This window comes from Streptomyces sp. CB01249 (assembly GCF_001905735.1).
Lineage (GTDB): Bacteria > Actinomycetota > Actinomycetes > Streptomycetales > Streptomycetaceae > Streptomyces.
Window position 1 is genome coordinate 206,899 of the sequence record NZ_LISW01000001.1, and the last position, 24,285, is coordinate 231,183.

The 24,285-nt window shown below is 74.0% G+C and carries 25 protein-coding genes; 12 read left to right on the plus strand and 13 right to left on the minus strand.

Features of this window, described 5'->3' with window-relative positions; translation table 11 throughout:
- Positions 1-33 precede the first annotated feature (33 nt).
- Positions 34-459: a MarR family winged helix-turn-helix transcriptional regulator gene (locus AMK18_RS00785; protein ID WP_241836410.1), complete on the minus strand. Its 426-nt coding sequence runs from the start codon at positions 457-459 to the stop codon at positions 34-36.
- An 86-nt stretch (positions 460-545) separates the two neighbouring features.
- Between AMK18_RS00785 and AMK18_RS00790 the strand changes: the two genes are divergently transcribed.
- The 6 genes from AMK18_RS00790 (at position 546) to AMK18_RS00815 (ending at position 6,047) form a co-directional block, all read left to right on the plus strand.
- Entirely contained in the window at positions 546-1,547 is a 1,002-nt protein-coding gene (locus AMK18_RS00790) for an aldo/keto reductase (protein WP_073861246.1), read from the plus strand.
- A gap of 114 nt (positions 1,548-1,661) precedes the next feature.
- Positions 1,662-2,561, plus strand: coding sequence for a DUF11 domain-containing protein (locus tag AMK18_RS00795; protein WP_073861247.1), 900 nt, complete (start codon positions 1,662-1,664; stop codon positions 2,559-2,561).
- Between the two features lie 24 nt (positions 2,562-2,585).
- Positions 2,586-3,131, plus strand: coding sequence for a GNAT family N-acetyltransferase (locus AMK18_RS00800; protein ID WP_073861248.1), 546 nt, complete (start codon positions 2,586-2,588; stop codon positions 3,129-3,131).
- A gap of 19 nt (positions 3,132-3,150) precedes the next feature.
- Positions 3,151-3,792, plus strand: a complete 642-nt coding sequence (locus AMK18_RS00805; RefSeq protein ID WP_073861249.1) for a class I SAM-dependent DNA methyltransferase — start codon at positions 3,151-3,153, stop codon at positions 3,790-3,792.
- A 126-nt stretch (positions 3,793-3,918) separates the two neighbouring features.
- The gene (locus AMK18_RS00810) at positions 3,919-5,307 is read left to right on the plus strand and encodes an MBL fold metallo-hydrolase (RefSeq protein ID WP_073861250.1); all 1,389 of its coding nucleotides are present in this window, start codon (positions 3,919-3,921) and stop codon (positions 5,305-5,307) included.
- The gene (locus AMK18_RS00815) at positions 5,304-6,047 is read left to right on the plus strand and encodes a sulfite exporter TauE/SafE family protein (RefSeq protein WP_073861251.1); all 744 of its coding nucleotides are present in this window, start codon (positions 5,304-5,306) and stop codon (positions 6,045-6,047) included. Before AMK18_RS00810 ends, AMK18_RS00815 begins: the two co-directional genes overlap by 4 nt.
- Before the next feature lie 6 nt (positions 6,048-6,053).
- On the opposite strand, the gene AMK18_RS00820 is transcribed toward AMK18_RS00815, so the two are convergent.
- Positions 6,054-6,332: a metal-sensitive transcriptional regulator gene (locus tag AMK18_RS00820; RefSeq protein ID WP_018105438.1), complete on the minus strand. Its 279-nt coding sequence runs from the start codon at positions 6,330-6,332 to the stop codon at positions 6,054-6,056.
- A gap of 171 nt (positions 6,333-6,503) precedes the next feature.
- Here AMK18_RS00820 and AMK18_RS00825 point away from each other — a divergent pair, with 171 nt between their 5' ends.
- The 3 genes from AMK18_RS00825 to AMK18_RS00835 are packed head-to-tail and all read left to right on the plus strand — an operon-like array spanning position 6,504 to position 10,491.
- Positions 6,504-8,405 (plus strand): alkyl/aryl-sulfatase, encoded by a 1,902-nt coding sequence (locus AMK18_RS00825; protein WP_073861252.1) that lies wholly within the window; start codon positions 6,504-6,506, stop codon positions 8,403-8,405.
- Positions 8,406-8,439: 34 nt separating this feature from the next.
- Entirely contained in the window at positions 8,440-8,895 is a 456-nt protein-coding gene (locus tag AMK18_RS00830; protein ID WP_018105440.1) for an SRPBCC family protein, read from the plus strand.
- Between the two features lie 33 nt (positions 8,896-8,928).
- Positions 8,929-10,491 carry a phytoene desaturase family protein gene (locus tag AMK18_RS00835; protein WP_073861253.1) on the plus strand — a complete coding sequence of 521 codons (1,563 nt, stop codon included), beginning with the start codon at positions 8,929-8,931 and terminating at the stop codon, positions 10,489-10,491.
- Between the two features lie 36 nt (positions 10,492-10,527).
- Here AMK18_RS00835 and AMK18_RS00840 read toward each other — a convergent pair whose 3' ends face one another.
- A complete protein-coding gene (locus AMK18_RS00840; protein WP_073861254.1) occupies positions 10,528-11,388 on the minus strand; it encodes an SDR family oxidoreductase in 861 nt (286 codons plus the stop codon).
- Positions 11,389-11,595: 207 nt separating this feature from the next.
- Here AMK18_RS00840 and AMK18_RS00845 point away from each other — a divergent pair, with 207 nt between their 5' ends.
- Together AMK18_RS00845 and AMK18_RS00850 are read left to right on the plus strand one after the other, a co-directional pair.
- Entirely contained in the window at positions 11,596-12,279 is a 684-nt protein-coding gene (locus tag AMK18_RS00845; protein ID WP_073861255.1) for a HemK2/MTQ2 family protein methyltransferase, read from the plus strand.
- A complete protein-coding gene (locus AMK18_RS00850; RefSeq protein ID WP_026171834.1) occupies positions 12,263-12,511 on the plus strand; it encodes a CDGSH iron-sulfur domain-containing protein in 249 nt (82 codons plus the stop codon). The genes AMK18_RS00845 and AMK18_RS00850 overlap by 17 nt, the downstream gene beginning before the upstream one ends.
- On the opposite strand, the gene AMK18_RS00855 is transcribed toward AMK18_RS00850, so the two are convergent.
- The 6 genes from AMK18_RS00855 to AMK18_RS00880 are packed head-to-tail and all read right to left on the minus strand — an operon-like array spanning position 12,459 to position 17,799.
- Positions 12,459-13,691, minus strand: a complete 1,233-nt coding sequence (locus tag AMK18_RS00855) for a cytochrome P450 family protein (RefSeq protein WP_073861256.1) — start codon at positions 13,689-13,691, stop codon at positions 12,459-12,461. The two genes, AMK18_RS00850 and AMK18_RS00855, sit on opposite strands and share 53 nt — an antisense overlap.
- Positions 13,692-13,700: 9 nt before the next feature.
- A complete protein-coding gene (locus tag AMK18_RS00860; RefSeq protein ID WP_018105445.1) occupies positions 13,701-14,912 on the minus strand; it encodes a cytochrome P450 in 1,212 nt (403 codons plus the stop codon).
- Positions 14,909-15,535 carry a GTP-binding protein gene (locus AMK18_RS00865; protein WP_018105446.1) on the minus strand — a complete coding sequence of 209 codons (627 nt, stop codon included), beginning with the start codon at positions 15,533-15,535 and terminating at the stop codon, positions 14,909-14,911. Before AMK18_RS00865 ends, AMK18_RS00860 begins: the two co-directional genes overlap by 4 nt.
- A complete protein-coding gene (locus AMK18_RS00870; RefSeq protein ID WP_018105447.1) occupies positions 15,513-15,839 on the minus strand; it encodes a DUF742 domain-containing protein in 327 nt (108 codons plus the stop codon). The genes AMK18_RS00865 and AMK18_RS00870 overlap by 23 nt, the downstream gene beginning before the upstream one ends.
- A gap of 23 nt (positions 15,840-15,862) precedes the next feature.
- Entirely contained in the window at positions 15,863-16,291 is a 429-nt protein-coding gene (locus AMK18_RS00875; protein ID WP_018105448.1) for a roadblock/LC7 domain-containing protein, read from the minus strand.
- A 2-nt stretch (positions 16,292-16,293) separates the two neighbouring features.
- The gene (locus AMK18_RS00880; RefSeq protein WP_073861257.1) at positions 16,294-17,799 is read right to left on the minus strand and encodes an ATP-binding protein; all 1,506 of its coding nucleotides are present in this window, start codon (positions 17,797-17,799) and stop codon (positions 16,294-16,296) included.
- Positions 17,800-18,215: 416 nt separating this feature from the next.
- On the opposite strand from AMK18_RS00880, the gene AMK18_RS00885 reads away from it, so the two are divergent.
- A complete protein-coding gene (locus tag AMK18_RS00885; protein ID WP_018105450.1) occupies positions 18,216-19,433 on the plus strand; it encodes an FAD-dependent monooxygenase in 1,218 nt (405 codons plus the stop codon).
- Between the two features lie 53 nt (positions 19,434-19,486).
- Here the strand turns inward: AMK18_RS00885 and AMK18_RS00890 are convergent, their stop codons facing one another.
- The 4 genes from AMK18_RS00890 to AMK18_RS00905 are packed head-to-tail and all read right to left on the minus strand — an operon-like array spanning position 19,487 to position 24,221.
- Positions 19,487-20,215, minus strand: coding sequence for an ABC transporter ATP-binding protein (locus AMK18_RS00890; protein ID WP_018105451.1), 729 nt, complete (start codon positions 20,213-20,215; stop codon positions 19,487-19,489).
- Positions 20,216-20,225: 10 nt separating this feature from the next.
- A complete protein-coding gene (locus AMK18_RS00895) occupies positions 20,226-21,044 on the minus strand; it encodes an ABC transporter ATP-binding protein (RefSeq protein ID WP_073861258.1) in 819 nt (272 codons plus the stop codon).
- Positions 21,041-23,011 (minus strand): branched-chain amino acid ABC transporter permease, encoded by a 1,971-nt coding sequence (locus AMK18_RS00900; protein WP_073861259.1) that lies wholly within the window; start codon positions 23,009-23,011, stop codon positions 21,041-21,043. Before AMK18_RS00900 ends, AMK18_RS00895 begins: the two co-directional genes overlap by 4 nt.
- Position 23,012: 1 nt before the next feature.
- Positions 23,013-24,221: an ABC transporter substrate-binding protein gene (locus tag AMK18_RS00905; protein ID WP_018105454.1), complete on the minus strand. Its 1,209-nt coding sequence runs from the start codon at positions 24,219-24,221 to the stop codon at positions 23,013-23,015.
- Between the last annotated feature and the right edge of the window lie 64 nt (positions 24,222-24,285).

Here is a 24,285-nt window from a genome sequence, read left to right on the forward strand (position 1 = left end):
TTCGGCTGCTTCCGACGATCATGCCCCGCGTGCTCAGAGCCGTCGGAGGAGCGCGGCCAGCGTCTCGGTCTCCTGAGCGGTGAGCTTGTCGGTGAAGTGACGGCGTACGGCCGCCTCCAGACCGGGGTGCACGGCGGCGACGGTACGGCGGCCCGCCTCGGTGAGGGTGACGACGGTGGCGCCGCCGGACCGTTCGCGGGCGATGAGGTCGCGCTTGCTCATGCGGGTGAGCTGGTGCGAGATGCGGGTGCGGTCCCAGCCGAGGGAGGCGGCCAGCTCGCTCTGGCGCAGCGAACCGTCCGCCTTGCTCAGGCTGACCAGGATCGTCAGGTCGGGCTCGGACAGGCCCGCCGCGTCGGCGGTGTCGGCGATCACGCGCGCCCTGACCACCTCGTGGGCCCGCTTGAAGGCGGACCAGAGGTCCACGGGGCCCAAGACCGCGCCGCCTGGTGTTGACATATCAACGCACCCGTTCCTAGTGTTGAGATGTCAACGCTAGCAGGGTCGGCTTCCGCCGCCCCCGCACTCCCCACGCAAGGATCCCCATGCGCACTCGCACCCTCGGACACGGCGGCCCGCAGATCGCCCCGGTCGCCCTGGGCTGCGCCGGCATGTCCGACCACACCGGACCCGCCGACGAGGCCGACGCCGTCGCCACGATCCACGCGGCGCTCGACGCCGGGATCACCCTCATCGACACCGCCGACTTCTACGGCATGGGCCACAACGAGGACCTCATCGGCCGGGCGCTGCGCGGCGGCAGGCGGGACGAGGCGGTGCTCAGCGTCAAGTTCGGCGGACTGCGCGACCCGGACGGGGCCTTCGTCGGCATCGAGGGCCGGCCCGCCCACGTGAAGAACGCGCTCGCCTACTCGCTGCGCCGCCTCGGCACCGATCACGTCGACATCTACCGCCCCTCCCGCCTCGACCCCGGCACCCCGGTCGAGGAGACCGTCGGCGCCATCGCGGAGATGATCGAGGCCGGTCACGTACGCCACGTCGGGCTCTCCGAGGTGGGTGCGGAGACCATCCGCCGCGCCCACGCCGTGCACCCCGTCCACGACGTGCAGATCGAGTACTCGCTCTTCAGCCGGGGCCCGGAAATCAGCGGCATCCTGGACACCTGCCGCGAGCTGGGCATCGGCGTCACCGCCTACGGCGTCCTCGCCCACGGGCTGCTCACCGGCACCTACCGGCAGCCCGCCGGGGGAGACCGCCGCGCCGGGTGGCTGCCCCGCTTCCACCCCGACAACCTGACCGCCAACCTCGCCCTGACCGACCGCTTGCGCCCGCTCGCCGACGCGCACGGCATCACCGTCGCGCAGCTCGCCACCGCCTGGGTCATCGCGCGCGGCGGCGACACCGGTGACATCGTCGCCGTCCTGGGCGCCCGCCGCCCGCACCGCGTCACGGAGGCCCTGGCGGCGGCCGAAGTCACCCTGACCGAGGCCGACATGGCCGCGATCGACGCGGCAGTCCCGGCGGGCGCGGTGGCGGGCACGCGGTACGCGGCGCCCCTGATGGCGCTGCTGGACAGCGAGTCCTGAAGGCCGGTCCCCGGACCGTGCCCTGCGCGGTGAGCCGGTCGTTGAGGAGGCGACGGGGCGGGAGAAGCGGGAGGGGTTCCCGTATGGGCGCCGCTCCGGAACGGAGCACTGCCGATGAAGCGACCGGCCTCCCCCTCGATCCCGTACCGGCGTCCGCGCGGACCCGCCCGCGTCCGGACCCTGTGTCTGGCGTTCCTGCTCGCCGTGGCGGGCGTGCAGTTCCTGGTCTCCCCGGCGCACGCGGTCTCCTCCGTCAGCGTCTCGTCCACCACGGTGGCCGCCGGTGAGACCTTCACCATCGACTTCACCGGCACCGCGGACACCCCCAGGACCGGCGCCGGTGAGAACTTCTACGCCGGTTCCACCGACCTCGGTTCGCTGGACGCGTTCACCAGCATCGAGTCGTGCACCGGCAACACGGCCCCCTGCACCGAGGTGGCGGAGTTCGGCCCCCGGGTGCCGCTCGGTGATCTGGCAGGCGGCCAGTCGTTCGGCGGCTCGATCACGCTGCGCGTCGACCCGGAGACCCCGGCGGGCACGTTCGTCCTGCGTTACCAGCTCTACGCCAACGGCGGCGAGGCCACCGCGGACGGCCCCACCATCACCGTCACCAACACGCCGCGCGAGGCGGACCTGGACGTGCAGCTGAGCGCGCAGCCGCGCGTCGGCATCCTGGTGCCCTACCTCTCGTACACCCTCGGCACCCACAACAACGGCCCCGACGACGCCACCGCCGTCACCGTGACCGCGACGCTCCCCGCCGGGAAGACGGCCACGAACGTTTCCCCCGGCTGCACCTCCGCCCCCGGCAAGCTCACCTGCGCCTACGCGAGCATCGCCGCGGGCGCCGACGCCGTATCCACGTTCCGGCTTCCCCTCGGGCTCCTCGACTTCGGCCCGGTCAACGCCACCGCCACCCGCACCGCGTCGACCCCCGACGATCCCGACCCGGCCAACGACACGGCGGGCGCCGCCTGCACCGTCCTCTCGATCGCCCTGGCGAACTGCGCCTGAGGGAGGGGCCCCGCCGCCGGGATAATGCGTGCGGTGAACGAACGCATGGAGTTGCCGGGTGGGCTGGTCCTGCGCCCCTGGGAGACGACCGACGCCCCCGCCGTACAGGAGGCGTTCGCCGAGCCGGGCATGGAACGGCAGGCGGACGCCCCCGTCGGCTCGGTGTCCGACGCCGTGCTGTGGATCCGCAGGCGGCAGGACCAGTGGGGCCTGGGGGCCGCGTTCGGCTTCGCCGTCGCGGACGCGTCCGGCACCGCGCTCGGCGGTGTGGCCGTGAGCAGCCTGGACCACCGGCATGCCACCGGCTGGATCTCCTACTGGACCGGTTCCGTCGCGCGGGGCAGAGGAGTGGCCACCCTCGGCTGCCGGGCGCTCGCCGACTGGTGCTTCACGGAACTGGATCTCTTCCGGCTGGAGTTGGGGCACCGTACCAACAACCCCGCCTCCTGCCGGGTGGCGCTCGCCTCCGGATTCGCGGCCGAAGGGGTGCAGCGGCAGAAGCTGGCGTACGACGGCGTCCGCTATGACGTCGAGACCCACGCCCGACTCGCGACGGACCCCGTCAGGTAGGGGCACTACCCTCGCCGCCATGGTCGAACACGAAGCCCTCTCCGTCACCCGTGCCGCCTACGACGACGCCGCCGAGCTGTACGCGCAGCTGTTCAGCGACTCGTTGCGCGACAGCCCGTTGGACCGCGCGATGCTGGACGCCTTCGCGGAGTCCGTCGGTGCGGGCGGACGGGTGGCGGACCTGGGGTGCGGGCCCGGGCATGTCACCGGTCACCTCGCGGGGCTGGGGCTCGACGCGTTCGGTGTCGACGCCTCACCCGCGATGGTCGCACTCGCCCGCCGGGCCTGGCCCGGACTCCGCTTCGAGGCAGGGGAGATGGGCGCCCTCGACCTCGCCGACGGCGCACTGGACGGCGTGCTCTCGCGGTGGTCCGTCATCCACACCCCGCCCGCGGAACTCCCGCCGGTCCTGGCCGAGTTCAGCCGCGTACTCGCACCCGGCGGCCACCTCCTCATCGGCTTCTCCGCGACCGACGGCCCCGACCGTCCCACGCAGGCCTTCGACCACGCCGTCACGACGGCCTACCGGTGGTCGCCCGACCACCTCGCCGGACTGCTGCGCGCCCAGGGGCTGACCGAGACGGCCCGGATGGTCCGCGAGCCCCGGCCGGACGACCGCCGCCAGTTCCAGGAAGTGCACCTGCTCGCCCGCAAGGCGTAGAGCGGGGCGGTGCCCGTACCCCTGGGGCACCCACGGCCCGAAAAATACCCTGGGGGGTATCTCTGTTACGGTGGAAGCCGGATACCCCCCGGGGTAATGAGCCGACCGTGATGGAGGGAGTCGACCGTGTTCTTCGTGGACACCCTGGAGACCGAGGGCCTGGGCAACCGCAGCTATCTGGCGGGCGGGCGGGCGACGGCCGTCGTCGTGGACCCTCCGCGTGACGTGGAGCGGGTCCTCGCGGCGGCCGCCGCGCGGGGCGTGCGGATCGCGTACGTGGCGGAGACCCATGTGCACAACGACTACGTCACCGGCGGCCCGGAGCTCGCCCGGCTGACCGGCGCCCGGTATCTGGTCCCGGCCGCGGCCCGGGTCTCCTTCGCGCGGGTCCCCGTCGCGGACGGCGACCGGTTCACCGTGGACGCGGGCCTTGAGCTGAGGGCCCTCGCCACCCCCGGGCACACCCCGCACCACACCTCGTACGTGCTCGCCGAGAACGGCCGGGAGACCGCCGCGTTCACCGGGGGCTCGCTGCTCATCGGCACGGTCGGGCGCCCCGACCTCGTGGAGCCCCGGCTCACCGAGCAGCTGGCCCGGGCCCAGCACGCCTCCGCGCACCGGCTGGCCGGGGAGCTCCCCGATGACGTCCGGGTCCTGCCCACCCACGGCTTCGGCTCCTTCTGCTCGTCCGCGCAGGCGGAGGGCGACACCACGACCATCGGTGCCGAGCGGGCGGGCAACGACGCGCTGACCCAGGACGTCGACACCTTCGTGGCCGCGATGCTCGCCGGTCTCGACGATGTCCCCGCGTACTACGCGCACATGGCGCCCCTCAACGCGGGCGGACCCGCCCCCGTGGACCTGACCCCGCCGGGGACCGCCGACGCCGAGGAGATCGCGCAGCGCCTGGCCGCCGGTGAGTGGGTCGTGGACCTCCGCAGCCGTACCGCGTTCGCCGAGGGGCACGTGGCGGGGACCTTCAACTTCGAGGGCGAGGGCAAGCTCGCCACGTACCTCGCCTGGCTGATCCCGTGGGGCAAGCCGGTGACCCTGCTCGCCGCCACCGCCGGACAGCTCGCGGACGCCCAGCGGGAGCTGGTCCGGGTCGGCATCGACCGCCCGGCCGCCGCCGCCACGGGCGGCCCTGACACCTGGCTGCGCGCGGGCGACGAGCCCCGCTCCTTCCCCCGGACCGACTTCGCCGCCCTGAAGCGGGCCCGCGAGCGCGGTGACCGGATCGTGGTGCTCGACGTGCGCCGCGACGCGGAGCGGGCCGAGGGATACGTACGGGACTCCGTCCACATACCCGTGCACGAACTGCACGCGCGCTCCGGCGAGCTGCCGGACGGCGAGGTGTGGGTGCACTGCGCGGGCGGGATGCGCGCGGCCATCGCCGCATCGCTGCTCGACGCGGAGGGCCGTGCGGTCGTCGCCGTGGACGACGGCTTCGACGGGGCGCGGCGGGCGGGGCTGACGGTCGAGCCGGAGGCCGGCCGGGGCGGTTCGACCGCGTGAGCGTGCTGATCCTCGCCCTGGCCGCCGGGGCCGTGGTCGGTCTCGCGCTCGGCGCGCTGGGCGGCGGCGGCAGCGTCCTGGCGATCCCCGCGCTGATCTACCTGCTCGGCCTCAGCCCGGCCGCCGCGACCACCGCGAGCCTGTTCATCGTCACCGCCACCTCCGCGACCGCCCTGTACGCCCACGCCCGCGCCGGACACGTGCGCTGGAAGGCCGGGGCCGCGTTCGCCGCGGCGGGCGTCGTCCCGGCGGCGGTGGCCGGTCTCGCCGCGACCCGGCTCCCGCAGGCGGTCCTGACGGCCGCCTTCGCCGCGCTCGCCGCCCTCGCGGCGGTGCGGATGCTGCGCCCGGGGCCCCAGAGCGCGCCGGGTGAGGTGCGACCGCTGCGGGCCGGGGGAGCGGGGGCGGGCCTCGGCGCGGTGACCGGGCTGCTGGGTGTGGGCGGCGGCTTTCTGGCCGTCCCCGCCCTGGTCACGGTCCTGGCGTTCGAGATGCAGGCGGCCGTCGGGACGAGCCTGCTGGTCATCACCGTCAACTCGCTGACCTCGCTCATCACCCGCTCCGGTGGCGCGGCGGGCGTGGACTGGGCGGTGACGGCCCCGTTCGCCGGTGCCGCGATCCTGGGCGCCTGGGACGGCAAGCGGCTCGCCGCACGGGTCTCCGGGAGCGGGCTCCAGCGGCTGTTCGCCTGGGTGCTGCTCGCGGTCGCCGCGTTCATGCTGGCCGACGCGCTGACCTGACGGCGCTCAGGCCAGGGACAGGAACAGCTTCTCCAGCCGGGCCCGCATCTGGTCCCGGTCCAGGGCGGGCCGGTCCCCGTCGGTCATGCACTGCTGGAGGCCGGTCGCGATGATGGCGAAACCGGCCCGGTCCAGGGCGCGGGAGACGGCCGCCAGCTGCGTGATCACGTCCTCGCAGTCCCGGCCCTCCTCGATCATCCTGACGATCCCGGCGATCTGGCCCTGGGCCCGCTTCAGCCGGTTGAGCACCGACTTCAGCTCGTCGGCCGCCATGTCCAGCTCCACGGTTCCTCCCACATCCAGGGCCTCGGTGACGGTGTCATACCCCTAGGGGTATATCCTACCCCGTTCGCCTCCCCGTACGGCTTACACCCGCTTGTGGGGCCCCGTACGCCGGGTGAGGGTGACGGTGCCCGGGCCCGCGCGGGACCGGCCGCCGTCGCGAGGGAGACCGCCATGCCGCAGGACACCGACGCCAAGCCCGCCGAGCAGGCCGTCGCCCGGGCCAACCAGGCGGTCCGGCGCGACTACCCCTTCGGCGACACCCAGGACCTGGAGGACGCGCGCCGCGGGTTCATGGGGACGGCCGGTGACCCGCTGATCCGGGACGCCACGGGCAGCGCCGTATGGGACCTGGAAGCCTACGGGTTCCTCGACCAGGAGTGCCCGGACACCGCCAACCCGAGCCTGTGGCGGCAGAGCAGGCTCTGCTCCGAGCACGGGCTCTTCGAGGTCACCGAGGGCATCTACCAGGTGCGCGGCTTCGACCTGTCCAACATGACGATCGTGGAGGGCGACCGGGGCGTCCTCGTCATCGACCCCCTGGTGTGCGCCGCCACGGCCGCCGCCGGACTCGCGCTGTACCGCGCCCACCGGGGCGAGCGGCCCGTGACGGGCGTGCTCTACACCCACAGCCACGTCGACCACTTCGGCGGCGTACGCGGCGTGCTGACCGACGAGGACGTCGCGGCCGGAGTCCCGGTGCTCGCCCCGCACGGCTTCCTGGAGCACGCCGTCAGCGAGAACGTCTACGCGGGTACGGCGATGAGCCGACGGGCCGCCTACATGTACGGGGCCGCCCTCCCGAAGGGGCCCCGGGGCCAGATCGGCGCGGGCCTCGGGCAGAGTGTGTCGACGGGCGCGCCCGGGCTGATCCCGCCCACCCTCGACATCACCCGCACCGGCCAGACGGAGACCGTCGACGGCATCCGCATGGTCTTCCAGCTCACCCCCGGCACCGAGGCCCCGGCCGAGCTGAACATCCACTTCCCGGACCGCTCGGCCCTGTGCATGGCGGAGAACGCCACGCACAACCTGCACAACCTGCTGACCCTGCGCGGCGCCGTGGTCCGCGACCCGCACGTCTGGTCGCGCTACCTCACCGAGTCGGTCAGCCTCTTCGGCGAGCTGACCGACGTGGCCTTCGCCTCGCACCACTGGCCGGTCTGGGGCCGCGAGCGCGTGATCGCCTTCCTCTCGGAGCAGCGCGACCTGTACGCGTACCTCCACGACCAGGTCCTGCGGATGCTCAACCAGGGGCTCACAGGCCCGGAGATCGCCGAGGAGATCGTGATGCCGCCGGCCCTGGAGCGGGTCTGGCACACGCACGGCTACTACGGGTCCGTGAGCCACAACGCCAAGGCGGTGTACCAGCGTTACCTGGGCTGGTACGACGGCAACCCGGCGCACCTCTGGCAGCACCCCCCGGTCGAGGCGGCCCGGCGCTACGTCGAGTTCATGGGCGGCGCGGACGAGATCCTGCGCAGGGCCCGGCAGTTCTTCGCGGACGGTGACTACCGCTGGGTGGTGGAGGTCGTCAACCACGTGGTGTTCGCGGACCCGGACAACGCGTCGGCGCGCGCCCTCCAGGCCGACGCGCTCGAACAGCTCGGCTACGGAAGCGAGAACGGGACCTGGCGCAGCGTCTATCTGATGGGCGCCCAGGAGCTCCGCCACGGCAGCCTCGGCACCCCCACCACCACCGCCTCGCCCGACGTCCTGGCCGCCCTCACCCTCGACCAGCTGGTCGACTCCCTCGCGATCCGGGTCAACGGCCCCCGCGCCTGGGACGCCGACATCACCGTCCGCTGGGACATCGCGGGCGCCGAACCCCTCACGATGCGGCTGCGCAACGGCGTCCTCATCCATGTCATGGGCACCGGACCGGCCGTGGGCGAGCCCGACGTCACCTTCGCGCTGACCGAGGCCGATCTGCGGGACGTCCTGGTGGGCGCGGTGCAGCCCGGCGACCTGGCGGCCCGCCCCGGCGTCGAGGTCACCGGCGACGCGGGGAGGCTGATCGAACTCCTCGGCCATCTCGACGCCCCGGACCCGGACTTCGCCATCGTCACCCCCTGAGCACCCGGCGCGCGGCACGACAGGAGGAGTTCCCATGGCCGTACGACACCGCCTGATCGAGGCCACGGTGGCGGACGTCTGGCGGGTCCTCGCCGACCCTGCCCGCTACAGCGACTGGGTGGTCGGGACCGCCGACTCGCGCCCCCGCCGGGGCAACTGGCCGGAGGTCGGCGCCAGTCTCACGTACGTCCTGGGCATCGGCCGGTGGTCCGTGCAGGGGCGGACCATCGTCCGGCGGTGCGAGGCCCCGCACATTCTGGAGCTGGAGGCCGACAGCGGACGGATCGGCACCGCCCGGATCGCCATCGAAGTACGCCGCTGGGGCGACAACGCCCTGGTGACGCTGGACGAACACCCCCTGCGCGGACCGGCGGGCAAGCTCCACAACACCGCCGTCGACGCGTTGATCCAGCTCCGCCACCGCAGCGTCCTCGCCCGTCTCGCACAGACCGTCGAAGCGGCCCCGAAGGGCGCCCGCGAAGCGGTCTGAAGCCCTTCCCGCCGACCCCACCTGGAGGCACCGATGCCGGACGCCGTCGTCATCGGCGCGGGCCCCAACGGCCTCGTCGCGGCGAATCTGCTCGCCGCCGCCGGGTGGAGCGTCGAGGTCCTGGAGGCGCAGCCCGAGCCCGGTGGGGCGGTGCGCAGCGACCGCGGGGTGCACCCCGATTACGTCTCCGACCTGTTCAGCGCGTTCTACCCGCTGGCGGCGGCCTCCCCGGTCATCGACGGGCTCGACCTCCACGAGGAGGGGCTGCGCTGGTCGCGTGCGCCCCGCCCGCTCGCGCACCCGCTGCCGGACGGGCGGTGCGCGGTGCTGGAGGACGGGGCGCGGGACACGGCGGCGGGGCTCGACGCGTTCGCCGAGGGCGACGGGGCGGCGTGGCTGGAGCTGTGCGCCACCTGGGACCGGGTGCACCGCGAGGTGCTGGGTGCCCTCTTCACGCCCTTCCCGCCGGTGCGCGCGGGCGTCCGCCTCGCCGCCCGGCTCCGGGCCGCCGGGGGACTCCGTCTGGCACGGACCCTGCTGCTGCCCGTACGCCGCCTGGGCGAGGAGCGGTTCGGCGGCGAGGCGGCCCGGCTGCTGCTCGCGGGCAGCGCGCTCCACGCCGACCTCGGCCCCGAGGCGGCCGGGAGCGGCGGCTTCGGCTGGCTGATGTCCATGCTCGGCCAGACCTACGGCTTCCCCGTGCCGGTCGGCGGCGCGGGCGCGCTCACGGCGGCCCTGGTACGGCGCCTCGAACGGCACGGCGGCGTGCTCCGCTGCGGTGAGCGGGTCACGGAGGTCGTCGTGCGCGGCGGACGCGCCGTCGGCGTACGCACCGCGAAGGGCGAGGCCGTGCCCGCGTCCCGTGCCGTGCTCGCCGACGTGTCCGCCCCGGCGCTGTACGGCGGGCTGGTCGGCGCCCACCATCTGCCCGCCCGGCTCCTGGACGACCTGCGCCGCTTCCAGTGGGACTTCGCGACGTTCAAGGTGGACTGGGCGCTCAGCGGCCCGGTGCCCTGGACGGCCCGCGAGGCGACCATGGCGGGCACCGTGCACCTGGCGGACGGCGTCGACGGCCTGACCCGGTTCGCGGCGCAGATCGCGATGGGGCAGGTGCCGGACCGCCCCTTCCTGCTCTTCGGCCAGATGAGCACCGCCGACGCCACCCGCTCCCCGGCCGGTACCGAGGCCGCCTGGGCCTACACCCACGTCCCGCACCGCATCAAGGGCGACGCGGGCGAGGACGGGCTGACCGGGCGGTGGGACCGGGGCGAGCAGGAAGCCATGGCCGACCGCATGGAGCAGGAGGTGGAGCGCTGGGCCCCCGGCTTCCGCTCCCGCATCCTGGCCCGCCGCCTGCTGGCGCCCCCGACCATCGAGTCCATGGACGCCAACCTGCTCGGCGGCGCGATCAACGGCGGTACGACGGCGGCGCACCAGCAGCTGGTGTTCCGCCCGACCCCGGGGACGGGACGGCCCGAGACCCCGGTCAGGGGGCTGTACCTGGCCTCGGCCTCGGCGCACCCGGGCGGCGGGGTGCACGGCGCGCCGGGCGCCAACGCGGCACGCGCGGCGCTGCGGAAGCGGCTGCGGCGCTGACGTACGGGCCCGGCGCGTCCGGAAAGTCCCGTCGCCCTACGCGTTCTCCGCCGCCCGGCCCCCCGCGCCCAGCAGGCCCGTGGCCGTGAACTCCGAGCGCGTCAGCTCCTTGCGGGTCGCCAGCGCGACCACCCCCGGCAGCCCGGCCCGCACGGCCTGGACGCCCCGCAGCCAGCCGGGGACGTACACCGAGGGCGACCGCCGCTCGATCGCGGCGACCAGACGCCGGGCCACCTCGGGCGCCGGGTAGGTCTTCCGGGCCGGCGGAGGCATATGGGCGCGCAGTTCGCGCAGCACCGGGAACTGGTCGGCGTCCCGGATCATGTCGGTGTCGATCCAGTTCAGATACGCGATGCCCACCCCGACACCGTGCGGCGCCAGCTCCGAACGCAGCGAGTGGCACAGCGCCTCCACGCCCGCCTTGGAGGCGCAGTACGCGCTCATCATCGGCGCGGCCCCGATGGACGCCAGCGAGGCGATCTGGAGGTAGTGCCCCCGGGTGTCCAGGAGCTGCGGCAGGAACACCCGGGCGGTGGCCGCGCTGCCGATCAGGTTGACCTCGACCACACGTCGCCAGCTCGCCGGATCGGAGTCCGCGAACGGACCGCCCTCGGCCACGCCCGCGTTGGCGACGACCACCGAAGCGGGGCCCAGCCGACGGCGCACCTCGTCGGCGACGCGGGCCATCGCGGCGTCGTCCGTGACGTCCACGTGCCAGTGCCCGGAGGGCGCGGGGAGCGTGCCGGCCACTCCGGCGAGCGCTTCCTCCTCCAGGCCGAGCAGGGCCACCCGGGCGCCCCGGGCGGCCAGCTCCCGCGCCACGGCCTTGCCGAGGCCGCGCGCCCCGCCCGTCACCACGGCCGTACGGCCGCGCAGCAGGTGCTTCCGGTCAGTCACGGGACTCCTCGCGGTGCCGGAGGGCCGGACAGGCCCTTGTCCCGGCCATGGTCACCCGGGGGTGCCGGATGTGCGCGCCGGGAGCCCCCGGGAGACGGCCTCCCGGGTCGCGGCGGGCGGCGGGCCCGGCCACCCTGGACGGGATGCGCCCGCGCCGGTGAGAACGAGGACCGCCTTCCCCCTCGCGGAGGATCACGGAGGATTCGGATGACGACTGCCGCCGCTCCGCCCGTCGACCTGGGCCGGCTGTGGACCCTGCCCGGGGTCTACGCCCCGCAGGCCGACACCCACCTGCTGGCGCGGGCGCTCCAGGCCGAGGGCCCGGCCGCCGGGATGGACGTCCTCGACGTCTGCACGGGCAGCGGCGCCCTGGCCCTGCTGGCGGCGCGCGGCGGGGCCCGGGTCTCCGCGATCGACATCTCGCGGCGGGCCGTCCTGACCACCCGCCTGAACGCCGCCCGCGCCGGACACCGCGTCCGGGTGCTGCGCGGCGACCTCACCGGCCCCGTGGGCGGCCGGCGCTTCCACCTGATCGTGAGCAACCCCCCGTACGTCCCGGCACCCCTGGGGCGGGCCCGCGCCCACGGCCCCCAGGTCGCCTGGGACGCCGGGCTCTGGGGCCGGGAGGCCCTGGACCGCATCTGCGCCCACGCCCACGACGCCCTCCACCCGAACGGCGTGCTGCTCCTCGTCCACTCCGCGCTGTGCGGCGCGGAGGAGACCCTGGACCGGCTGACCGCGAGCGGCCTGCGCGCCGCGGTCACGAGCCGGTCCTCCGTACCCTTCGGGCCGGTGATGACCGCGCGCCTGCCGTGGCTCCGGGCGCAGGGCCTGCTCGGCCCCCGCGACGACACCGAGGAACTGGTGGTCATCCGTGCCGAACGCCCGTGAGCCCCGCCGCCTCACCATCGAGCCGGGCGGCCCGGTGCTGATCGAGGGGCCGGTCGAGATCGTCCGGGAGGACGGCTCGACCGTCACCTCCGACCGCTTCCTCGTCGCGGTCTGCACCTGCCGCCGCAGCCGGATGTACCCCTGGTGCGACACCAGCCACCGCCGTCACCGGCGGCCGGTCAGCCCGCCGTCGGGCGAAGGCGGACCGGAAGGGCCTGGTGGCCGTTGCTGATCAGGGACGGGAGCGGCAGCAGGTCCTCGGCCGGGACCGCGAGGCCGACGTCGGGGAAGCGCTCGAAGAGCTGACGGAGGGCCGTGGCGATCTCCAGGCGGGCGAGCGGGGCGCCGAGGCAGAAGTGGACGCCGTGGCCGAAGGCCAGGTGGTCCTTGGTGGCGCGGGTCACGTCGAACGCGTCGGCCGTCTCGCCGTGCCAGTCGGGGTGGCGGTTGGCGGGGGCGAAGGAGACGAGGATCGCCTCGCCCTGCGCGATCTTCTGCCCGTCCGGCAGGGGGATGTCCGAGACGGCGAAGCGCATCGGGATGTGCTTGACCGCGGGCTCGTGGCGCAGCGTCTCCTCGACCACGTCGTTCCAGTCGGCGCGGCCCTCGCGGAGGTGGGCGAGCTGTTCCGGGTGGGTCAGCAGGGCGGTGATCGCCTGGTCGATGACGTTGACCGTGGTGTCGTAACCGGCGGAGATCATCAGGAGCAGCGTGTCGCGCAGCTCCTCGTCGCTGAGGCGGCTGCCGTCGCCCTCCTCGTCGCGGGTGGCGAGCAGGAGCGAGGTCATGTCGTCGCCCGGCTGCGCCCGCTTGGCGGCGATCAGCTGGTCGAGCGCCCCGTACAGGGCGGCCGTGTTGGCGGTGGCCTCCTCGACGGTGAGGGTGGTGTCGAAGACGCCGTCGACCTTGGCGCGGAAGCCGTCGAGCTGGTCCTCGGGAACGCCCATGAGACGGCCGATCACCGCGATCGGCAGCGGGTAGGCGAGCTCCAGGCGCAGGTCGACCGGTTCACCGGCGGGCCGGTCCGCGAGGCCGTCGAGGAGTTCGGAGACGACCTTCTCCACCGAGACGCGCAGGTCCTGGATGCGGCGGGCGCTGAACGCGGGGGCGATCATCCGGCGCAGCCGCCGGTGGTCGCCGCCGTACGCGGTGAACATGTTGTTCACGGCCACCCACAGGGCGAGCGGCCAGGTGGCCACCGTCTCGGCGAACGCCGGCCAGTGCGCCCGGGCGTTCTTCGAGACCTGGGAGCTGGTCAGCAGCTCCTTCAGGAGGACCGGGTCGCTGACGGACCACGCGGTGACCCCGAGGACGTCGACGCGGGTGGCGGAACCGCGCTCGCGCAGCGCCCGGTACTCCGCGTGGCGGTCGGTGCCCGCGGGGTCGAGGACGATGATCGGCTGCTCGGACATGGGTCTCCTTCAGTGGGAGGCGTGGAAGACGATGGGGAGGGATTCCAGCGCGCGGTGGAACGGGCCCGGACGCCAGCGCAGTTCGGCGGCCGGGACGGCGAGGTCCATCTCGGGCAGGGCGTCGAGCAGATAGGTGACCGCGGTCTCCGCGATCAGGTACGCGTGCGAGCGCGCCGGGCAGGTGTGCGGGCCGATGCTCCACGCCAGATGGGCCCGGTTGCCCGCGATGCCGCCGGACGCCTCGGCGATCGCCGGGTCGTTGTTGCAGCCGGCCATCGAGATCAGCACCGGCTGGTGGGCGGGGAGCAGCACCCCGTCGATGTCCGCCGGATAGGGCGGGTAGGTGATGCAGTAGTTCGCCATCGGCGGGTCGGTGTACAGGACGGTGTCGAGCGCGTCCCGCACGGTGGAGTGCCCGGCGTGCAGCCCGGCGGAGAACTCCTCGTCGGTGAGGATCTTCAGCTGGGTGTTGGCGATGAGATTGGTCAGCGGCTCGATGCCCGCCCCGTACAGCGTGACCAGCTGGTGGCTCATCTCCTCGTCGGTCAGCTGCGCCGCGTGGCCGATCAGCCGGGAGGTGATGTCGTCGGCGGGGTGGCGGCGGCGCAGTTCGACGAGGTCGGCGACCGCCTGGCCCAGGATCTCGTTGCCCCGCTGGGCGTCCGTGGCCTCGAAGATGCGGGACATCCCGTCGGCGATGCGGGCCCCGATCTCGTCGGGGCAGCCGAGCAGGGAGCTCAGGACCCGGAAGGCGATCGGCCACGCGTACTGGGTGAGCACATCGGCCCGGCCCGCCGTGATGAAGTCCCCGATGGCGGCCTCGGCCAGCTTCTCGACCCGGGCCCGCAGCTCGTGCTGGTCCACGGCGTCGATCGCGGTGGTGTTGGCGGACCGGTAGCGGGCGTGCGCGGTGCCGCTGCTGCGCAGGGCGTTGGGCCGCCACTCCATCATCGGCCGCACCGGACAGGAGGCCGGCACCTGCTCCTGCCACACGCGCGGGTCGTGCGGGAAGTACAGCGGGTCGTTCAGGATGCGCCGGGCCTGGAAGTAGCCGATCACCAGGGTGGCGGGGATGCCCGGGGACAGCTCGACGGGCACCAGCGGCCCGTACACCGCCCGCATTTGCTCGTACGCGGCATGCGGGTCGGCGGCGTACGCCGGGTCGTACAGCGCGACCCGGCCCGACGGGGCCGACGGCAGGGTGATGCTGGGGGACGTCATGACGTGGGCTCCAGGGAGAGGGCCGATCGTTGTGCGGCGAGGTGTTCCGTGAGCGTGATCAGGGCGTACACGCAGGAGGTACGGTCCCGGGCGTCACAGGTGGTCAGGGGCGTCTCCGGGTCCAGCGCCAGGGCCTCGCGGATCTCGTCGAGGCCGTATCCGGGCGCGTCCGGGAACACGTTGATCGCGACCGCGTACGGAATGCCCTGATCCTCCAGGAGCCCCAGCGCCTCGTGGCTCGCGTCCAGGTCGCGGGTGTCGGCCAGCACCAGGCAGCCGAGCGCGCCGTGCGCCAGGTCCTCCCACAGAGGCTGGAAACGCACCTGGCCGGGCAGGCCGAACAGATAGAGGGCGAGGGCGCCGCCGGCCAGGTGGATGCGGCCGAAGTCCATGCCCACGGTCGTCGTCGTCTTGTCCGGCACCCCGCGCAGATCGTCCACGCCGACGCTGTCCTCGGTGATCGGCTCCTCCATCCGCAGCGGCCGGACCTCCGAGACGCTGCCGATGAAGGTCGTCTTGCCGACGCCGAAGCCACCGGCGATCACGATCTTGGCGGACTGGGTCACCGTCGCCGGTACGTACGTGACGCCGTTCGAGGCGTCAGACCAGTTCTCGGAGTCCATCGAGCACCTTCTGGAGGAGGTCGTTTCGGGGCTGGTCACCGGCGGCGGGGGCCGGGCTGGCCAGATGGCCGCTGTCCATCAGGGAGGACACGATGATCCGGACGGTGGAGGGCGGCAGCTGGAGCGCGGCCGCGATGTCGGCGACGGCCAGACCGCCCCGGCCCACCGCGAACAGGCTCATCACCCGCCGCGCGTCGGGCCCCAGCTCACCGGCCGGGCCCGGCGCGGCGACGACCACGCTCTCCAGGCGTACATCCCGGTCGGGGCGGACCCGGCCGCCCGTACGGACGTAGGGCCTGACCATGTCCGGATCGTGCCGTGGGCCGCTCATGCGGCGGGGCCCCCGTCCGGCTGGAGCACCGGGGTGCGCTCCCTGGTGCCCAGCTGCTCGCCCAGGCGGACGACCAGCAGGGCCATGTGGTGGCTGATCAGGCCGACGTCGGCGTGCGGGCCCGTGGTGACGACGGACAGCATCGTGTGGTGCCCGGCCGCGGTGGTCAGCCCGATGGTCGACACGGACTCGATCAGCTGCTGGCGCACGCCCTGCCCGCCGGTGAACTCGTCCCAGGCGCGGCCCGAGGCGCGCAGCGAAGCGGTCAGGGCGGCCAGCTTCTCGCCGTCCTCCTGGCTGATGGTGCGCGTCCGCGCCTTCAGCAGCCCGTCGCCGCTCATCAGCACGGCGTACCGGACGCCCTCCACCGATCCGAGCTGCTCGTCCAGGAGCCAGCCCAGGGTGTTCGCGTGCGTGTCCGACATGATCAACGTCCTTCGTCCGTACGAGGGGTGTTCTGGTTGTCCCGGCTGCGGCGGCTGCCCGCCATCCACGCGGCGGCCACCGCGGGCCTGCCCGGCTCGACCTCCGGTTCGGGCCCGGGCCGCGCCCCGGCGGCGGGCCGCGTCCCGCGCCGGCGGACGGTGAGCCCGCTGGCGGTGGTCGCCTGCGCCGGACCGGACGCGGGCTCCTCGGCGGGCGGGGCCGCGGGTGCGGGCTCGGGTGCGGGCTCGACGGCAGCGGCGGGGGAGGGCGCGGGAGCGTGGGCGGCCGGGGCGGGAGCGGCGGGCTCGGGTGCGGACCCGGTCATGGGCGGGGCCTCCGGGAGCGAGGACGGCCGGCGGGGCGGCGGGACGGTGGCCTTCCGGGCCGCGGGCAGCGACTGCGCGGACACCGGCCGGGCCGGCCCCGGCGTCGTCAGGAGCTCCTGCGGCAGCACGATGATCGCCCGGGTGCCCCCGTAGAGGTTCGGCGCGGTCAGCTCGACGCGGAAGCCGTACTGGGCGGCCAGGACCGAGGCCACTCGCAGACCCGTCTGCGGGTAGGCGCCCAGCCGCGTGATGTCGTCCCGCTGCTCACCGGACATCACCTCGCGGGCCCAGGTCAGCCGCTCGTCCTCCATCCGGAGACCGGCGTCGTCCACGACGAGGAACGCCGCGTTCGCGCCGTGCTCCAGGGAGACGTGCACCAGGGCGTTGGGCGGCGAGTAGCGCAGGGCGTTGTCCAGGAGCACCGCCAGGGTGTGGACGACCGCCTCCACGGACCGGCTGCGCACCGCGAAGGACTCCAGGTCCGTGTGCTGGACGCGCTGGTAGCCCTCGACCCGGCCCATGGCGGTGCGGACCACATCGGTCAGCGAGGTGGCGGGCCAGCGCCGGGACAGCTTGTCACCGGCCAGGACGCCGTAGCCGGACGCGGTGAGCAGCATCTGCTGCGCCAGGTGGTCCATCTCGACGAGCGTCGCGTACGCGTCGTCGGACACGTGGCGCCGCACCCCGGCACTGATCGTGCTGCTCAGCTTCGCCGCGCGGTGCACGGTGCTGGACGCGAAGGCGCGTACCGCCGCCCGTGCCGTGTCCACCGACTCCTGACGGGCCTGGGCGACCTGACGCTCCGTCTCGGCCCAGACCTGGGTCAGCTGTTCCTCGGCGGCGTTCTGCGCGAGGCGGCCGGTCATGGTGATCGCGGAGCGGACCTGGTTCGCCAGAGCGGTCAGCCCGTTGGCGAGCTGGGTGTGGGCCAGCTGCGGCGGGATGGCCGAATCCGGTTGGTAGGGGCGGCCGTTCTGCGCCTCGGACGCGGCCGCCTGGACGACGCTCTGGGCGATATGTGCCACGTACTGCTCGGCGGCCCGGATCTGCTGGGCCAACTGCTCGCGCTGTTGCCGGAGTTCATCGGCCCGCCGTTTCTCGGCGCGGGCGCGGCGCAGGAACCACAGCGAGGCGCAGGCTCCCGCCGCCAGCGCGAGCAGGATCAATATCGGTTCGGTCATGGGGTCCTCGCGGGAAATCAAGGGGGACGGTTCCACCGACCGCGCGGGCGCCGGGCCCGCGCGTTCAGCTGCGGCCGGGGGCGCCGAGGCGTCTTCGGAGCGCGTCGCGGCCGGTGCCGAAGCCGGCCGCCGGGCGGGGCGCTGAGCGGGTGACCGGCGAGGGGGACATGACAGAACACTAATCAGAAATGACCAAGGACCGCACACGAGACGACTGTTGACGATGTATCGGTGGCCGAAAAGTGGAACCACCTGGCCGCCCACGCGCCGTACGCCCCTCGCTAGGATTCGGTGCGGGCCCCGGCCGTGAAGGTGCGGGCCAACCAGCGCAAACGCAAGCGTACTTCCGCGCCTGCGCCCCGGCGGAAGAGCGGCCGGGCGGACGGCCGGGACATCAAGTGAGTGGAGAGCCAGTCATGCGTGGAGGCAGCATCGCCGTGGTCGGCGGGAGCATAGCGGGGTGTGCCGCGGCCCTGGCCGTGGCACGCGCCGGAGCGGACCGGGTCACCGTCTTCGAGCGCGCCGACGCCGAACTCCGGGACCGGGGCGTCGGAATCGCCCTCCAGAGCGACCGCTACGAGGAGCTGAGAGAGGCCGGATACGTAGCCCCCGAGATGCCCTGGGCGCCGCTGACCCGGCGGGTGTGGAGCGTACGGGACGGAGACGCGCCGCACGGCCGGGGCTTCGGACAGCAGCCGTTCCCGTTCCGCGCCTACAACTGGGGTTCGCTGTGGAGCGAGCTGCGCAGCCGGGTGCCCGAGGGCGTCGACTACCGCTCCGGCGCCGTCGTCGCCGCCGTGGAGCCGGCCGACGACGGGGTGACGCTGCGGCTCGCCGACGGCCACGAGGAGCGGTTCGACCTCGTCATCGGCGCCGACGGCTACCGCTCCGTGGTCCGCGAGGCCATGTTCCCCGGCGTCAGCCCCGAGTACGCCGGTTACATCGGCTGGCGCGGCGCGTCCGAGGACGTCGAGGGGCTGCCCTCGGACGGGCTCGACGCCCACAACATCGTCTTCCCCGGCGGCCACTGCATGATCTACCGCATCCCGGACGGCACCGGCGGCCACCGCCTCAACTGGGTGCTCTACACCACGCCCCCGCAGGACGGCGGCCTCCACCCGGACCTGCGCACCCCCACCTCGCTCCCGCCCGGCCGCCTCAACTCCGAGCTCACCGACTGGCTGCGCGCGTTGGTCGCGGAGCACTTCCCGCCCTTCTGGGCCGACAAGGTGCTCGGCACGCCCGCCGCGACCACCTTCATCCAGCCCATCTACGACCTGGCCGTCCCGCACTACACCTCGGGCCGCATGGTGCTCGTCGGCGACGCCGCCAGCGTCTCCCGCCCGCACGTCGGCGCGGGCAGCGTGAAGGCGCTCCAGGACGCCACCGCCCTGGAGGCCGCCTGGACCGCCGGGGACAGCTGGAAGGACGTGCTGGAGCGCTACGACGCCGGCCGCGGCCCGGTCGGCTCCGCGATGGTCGCCCTCGCGCGCCGCATGGGCAGCACCCAGGTCGAGAACACCCCGGACTGGTCGGCCATGGGCCAGCCCGAGTTCGACGCCTGGTGGCAGGACCAGAACAGCGGCTCCGACCGCAGCAGCGGCTTCGGCGGCCACAGCCTCAAGGCCAAGTAGCCGCGTGGGCGAGGAGGGGGCGCACCGTCGGGTACGCCCCCTCCTCGCACTCGTCAGACGCCTGTCGGCGCGAGCTCCAGCGCCGCGTGCAGGGCCGTCGGGTCCTTGCGGGCCTCCGCCCCGTCCAGCCGCAGCGCCACCCGCCCCGACGTCAGGACCGTGAGCGTGTCCGCGCACCCGGCCGCCGTCGCCGGGCTCGGCGACACCAGGAGTACGGCGATGCCCTCCTCGGCCAGCGTCGTCACCAGGTCGTGCACCTGACGGACCAGGGCGGGCGCCAGGCCCTCCGTCGGCTCGTCGAGCAGCAGCACGCTCGGCGAACCGAGCAGCGCCCGGGCCAGGGCCAGCATCTGCTGCTCGCCGCCCGACAGGTCCGTGCCCCGGTTCCCCCGGCGCTCGCCCAGCCTCGGCAGCAGCTCCAGCACCCTCTCGGGCGTCCACACACTGGGCCGCGAGGCGTCGCCCCGGCGCGGCGGACGGTGCGAGAGGCGCAGGTGCTCGGCGACGCTGAGGTTCGCGAAGACCCGGCGGCCCTGCGGCACGAGGCCGATCCCGGCGCGGGCGATCCGGTGCGCCGGCTGCCCTGTGACGTCCCGGCCGGCCAGCCGTACGGTGCCCGCGTCCGGGCGCATCAGACCGGCGACGGTGTGGACGAGCGTCGTCTTGCCCGCGCCGTTGTGGCCGACGACGGCGTGCACCGACCCGGCGGGCACGGACAGGTCGAGGCCGTGGAGGACCGTGCCGCCGTGGTAGCCCGCGGTCAGGCCCGTGAGTTCGAGCATCGGGGGTCGGTCATCCTCTCGCTTCGGTGGATCCGGTGACGAGATCCGGCGCCCCACCGGACACCGGCACCGTGTTCTGGTACGCGTCGCGGACCTCCGGGTGGGCGAGCGCCTCCCCGGTCGGCCCGGTCACCAGCACCCGCCCGGCCGCCAGCACGGTCACCGAGGTGGCGACCTGGGCGACGACCTCGACGTGGTGCTCGACCAGGACGACCGCCACGCTCGCGGGCAGCGCCCCCAGGATGGAGAGCAGCCGCCCGATGTCGCCGTCGGTCAGCCCGGCCGCCGGCTCGTCCAGGAGCAGCAGCCGCGGATCGCCCGCCAGGGCCGCGGCCAGGTCCAGCATGCGGCGCTGCCCGTGCGAGAGCTCCGAGGCGGGCCGGTGCGCCAGGTGCGCGAGGCCGACGGTCTCCAGATGCTGCCCCGCCGACTCGGTGTGCAGCCGGTAGCGGGACGGGCTGCGCCAGGCACCCCGGCGCTTCGGATGGTGCGCCCACCCGGCCAGCACGATGTTGTCCAGGACCGTCAGTTCACCGATGACGGACGGCTGCTGGAAGCTGCGCGCGATGCCGAGGCGGCTGCGCTTCGCGGTGGACGCCCGGGTGACGTCCGTACCGTTCAGCGCGATCGTGCCCCGGTCGGGCCGGTCGGTGCCGGCGATGAGGTTGAGCAGGGTCGTCTTGCCGGCGCCGTTGGGCCCGATGACGGCGTGCCGGGCGCCCGGGGGCAGCCGCAGCGCGACGTCGTCCACGGCGGTGAGGCTGCCGTACCTGCGGGTCAGGTGGTCGAGGTCCAGCACGGGGACCGGCTGCGTGGCTTCGGGCGTCATGGGGAGACCTTCCCGGGGGAGACGGCGGGAGCCGGGCGGCCGACGAAGAGGCGCAGTCCGGCCAGGCCGCGCGGCAGCAGGTACACGGCGGCGATGAACAGCGCCCCGAGCAGCAGCGGCCCGTGGCCGGGCCAGGAACCGGCGACCCAGTCCCGGGTGAACACGATCAGCCCGGCGCCGAGCAGGGCGCCGATGACCGACGTCGTACCGCCGATGACGACCGCGAGCAGCGCGAACGCGGCGATCTCGAAGCCGACGTCGGCGGGGGAGAGGTACTGCTGCACGGTGACCATGAGGGACCCGCCCACCCCGGCGAGCGCGCCCGCGCAGATGTGGGCCACCAGGAGATAGCGCCCCACGGGGTGTCCGGACGCGCGCATCCGCGCCTCGGCGCCCCGGGTGCCGGTCAGCAGCTTGCCGGCCGGGGAGCGCAGCACCAGCAGGGTGAGGGCGACGGCGACGACCGCGACGACCGCCGCGTACACGTACAGCTCGCGCTCCTCGGTCATGCCCTCGCCGCCCCACAGCGCCCGGGTGGCCGGGAAGCCGACCAGCCCGTCGGCGCCGCCCGTCAGGGACTTGACCTGGTTGATCACCGCACTGGTCAGCTCGCCCACCGCCAGGGTGATCATCAGCACGGTCGTGCCCCGGGCGCGGATGACCGCGGGCCCGGTCACCGCCGAGAACACGGCGGCCGCGAGCGCCGACAGGACGATCTGGACCGGGCCCACCGTCCACCCGGCGTCGGCCAGGTTGGCGGTGGCGTACGCGCCGACGGCGAACGGGGCGGTCTGCCCGAGCGTGGGCAGACCGGCGTACCCGGTCAGGACGGTGACGCTGACCGCGAGCAGCCCGAGCGCCAGGGCGGACCCGGCCAGCGAGATGCTGTACGAGTCGAGCATCCCCGGGAGCGCGAAGAGCACGGCGAGCAGCACGAGCAGCGGCACGGCCTGCCGCCACCCGGCCGAGTGCAGCCAGGCGCCGAGCCTGCTGGGGGCCGCCGGAGCGGGCGCCGCGGTCGCGCGCGGCCGGTTCTCCCACCGCGCGGCGAGGAGCTTGCGCAGCCGGGAGACCGGGTCGGCGGACGGGCCCCGCTCCTCGTGCGCCTCCGGCTCCGTGAAGCGGGAGCGGAACACCAGCACCGCCGCCATCGCGGCGAACAGCAGGTACGGCGCCAGGTCCGGCAGCACCGAGACGCCCAGGGTCTGGACCTCGCCCACGGCGACCGCCGCGGCGAACGTCGCCCACAGCGAGCGCAGCCCGCCGAGGACGACGACCACGAGGGACAGCATCAGCACGTTCTCGGAGGTGCCGGGCCCGGGGCCGATGATCGGTGCCCCGAGCACGCCCGCCGCCCCGGCCAGCGCGCCCGCCGCCGCGAGCACTCCGGTGTGCACGGCGCGGGGGTTGTGGCCGGTGGCGGCGAGCATCTGGGGGTCGTCCGCCGACGCGCGGACCGCCGCGCCCACCCGGGTCCGGGTGAGCACCCACGTACCGAAGGCCGCCAGGACGACGGCCATGGCGATGAAGCAGAGCCGGTAGGCGGGGTAGCGGTGGCCCAGCAGGTGGACCGAGGAGTCGAGCGCGCCGGGGACGCGCACCGGCAGCTCGTCCGCCCCGAAGAACTGGATCAGCAGGTCCCCGCCGACGAGGGCGATCCCGAACGTCAGCAGGGCCTGCGCCAGATGCCCACGCCGGGCGAGCGGAACCGTGGCGGCGGAGAGCCCCGCCCCGGCGAGGGCCGCGGCCGCCGTTCCGGCCGCGAGCCCGAGGGCGAGGCCGCCCCACGTTCCGTCGCTCAGCTCGGCGCCGGTGTAGGCGCCGATCGCGTACAGCATGCCGTGCGAGAGGTTCAGTACGCCGGCCGTGCCGAACGCGAGACTCAGGCCGGCGGCGACGACGAACAGCAGCAGCCCGTAGGCCACGCCGTCCACCGCCGGCACGAGGTGGGCATCGAGCAGATCCATGTCAGCCGCCGAGCGTCGCCAGGTCCTGGACCATGACGTTGGACAGCTGGTTGCCGTCCGGACGCACCTGGCGCAGGTACCACGTCTGCACCGGGGCGTGTGCCTTCTCGCTGAACTCCCAGTTGCCGCGCGGGCTGTCGATCTGGCCCAGGCTCGCGATGGCCTTGTTGATCGTCTGCGGGGTCACGTCACCCTTCTTCGCGGCGTCCGCGATCGCCTTGTCGAGCACGGCGGCCGCGTCGTAGGACGACATGGCGTACGTGGTCGGCTGGGTGTCGTGCTCGGCGGTCCAGTCGGCGGCGAACTTGCGGTTGGCCGCGTTGTCGAGGTCCGGCGCGTAGTTCAGGACGGAGTAGATGTCCTTGGCGGCCTGGCCCTCGGCCTGGAGCACGCTGCCCTCGGTGACGAAGGCGGTGTACAGCGGCAGGTCGGCGACGTCGGACTGCGCGTACTGCTTGGCGAAGTCGATCGCGGCCTTGCCCGCGTAGAAGCAGTAGACCGCCTTGGCGTCGGTCTTGGCGATCTCCGCGAAGTACGGCATGAAGTTGGTCGTCTTCGGGAACGGCGTCCACTTGGTCTTGCCGTCCGGGTTGGCGAGCTTGCCGCCGATGCGCTTGAACTCGTCGGTGAAGCCGCGCAGTTCGTCGTAACCGCCCTGGTAGTCCGGTCCGATCGCGTAGACCGGGCCGTCCACCTTCTCCTTGACGTACGGGGCGATGGCCTTGCCCGGCTCGTCGGACATGAAGCTCGTCGTCCACACGTACTCGGGGTCCTTGACCTCGGGACGGGCGTTGGAGCCGAGGAAGGGGATCTTCGCCTGGCCGACCAGCGGCAGCACCGCGTTGACCGAGCCACCGCTGACCAGGCCGGTCAGCACGTCGACCTTGTCCTTCTTGACCAGCTTGGTCGCGGCCGGCACGGCGGTGGGCGGGCCGTCGCCCTCGTCGGCCACGATGAGGTCGACCTTGCGCCCGCCCAGCTTGTTGTCGTGCGTCTTCAGGTACAGCTGGAAGCCGTCGCGCAGGTCGGTGCCGACCGGCTTGTAGGTGCCGGAAAGCGAGGCGACCAGGCCGACCTTGACGGTCTCGTCGCCGGAGCCGCTGTCGCTGCTGCACCCGGTGACGGCGGCCAGGCCGAGGGCGAGGGCGGCGGCACCGACGGGCCGGACGAATCTGCGGTGGCGGGTGCGGCGGGGTATGTCGAAGAACATGAGTGCTCTCATCGGGGGAGTGTCGGACAACGGTGTGACCCGACCGCGGAGTCGGCTCCGCGGA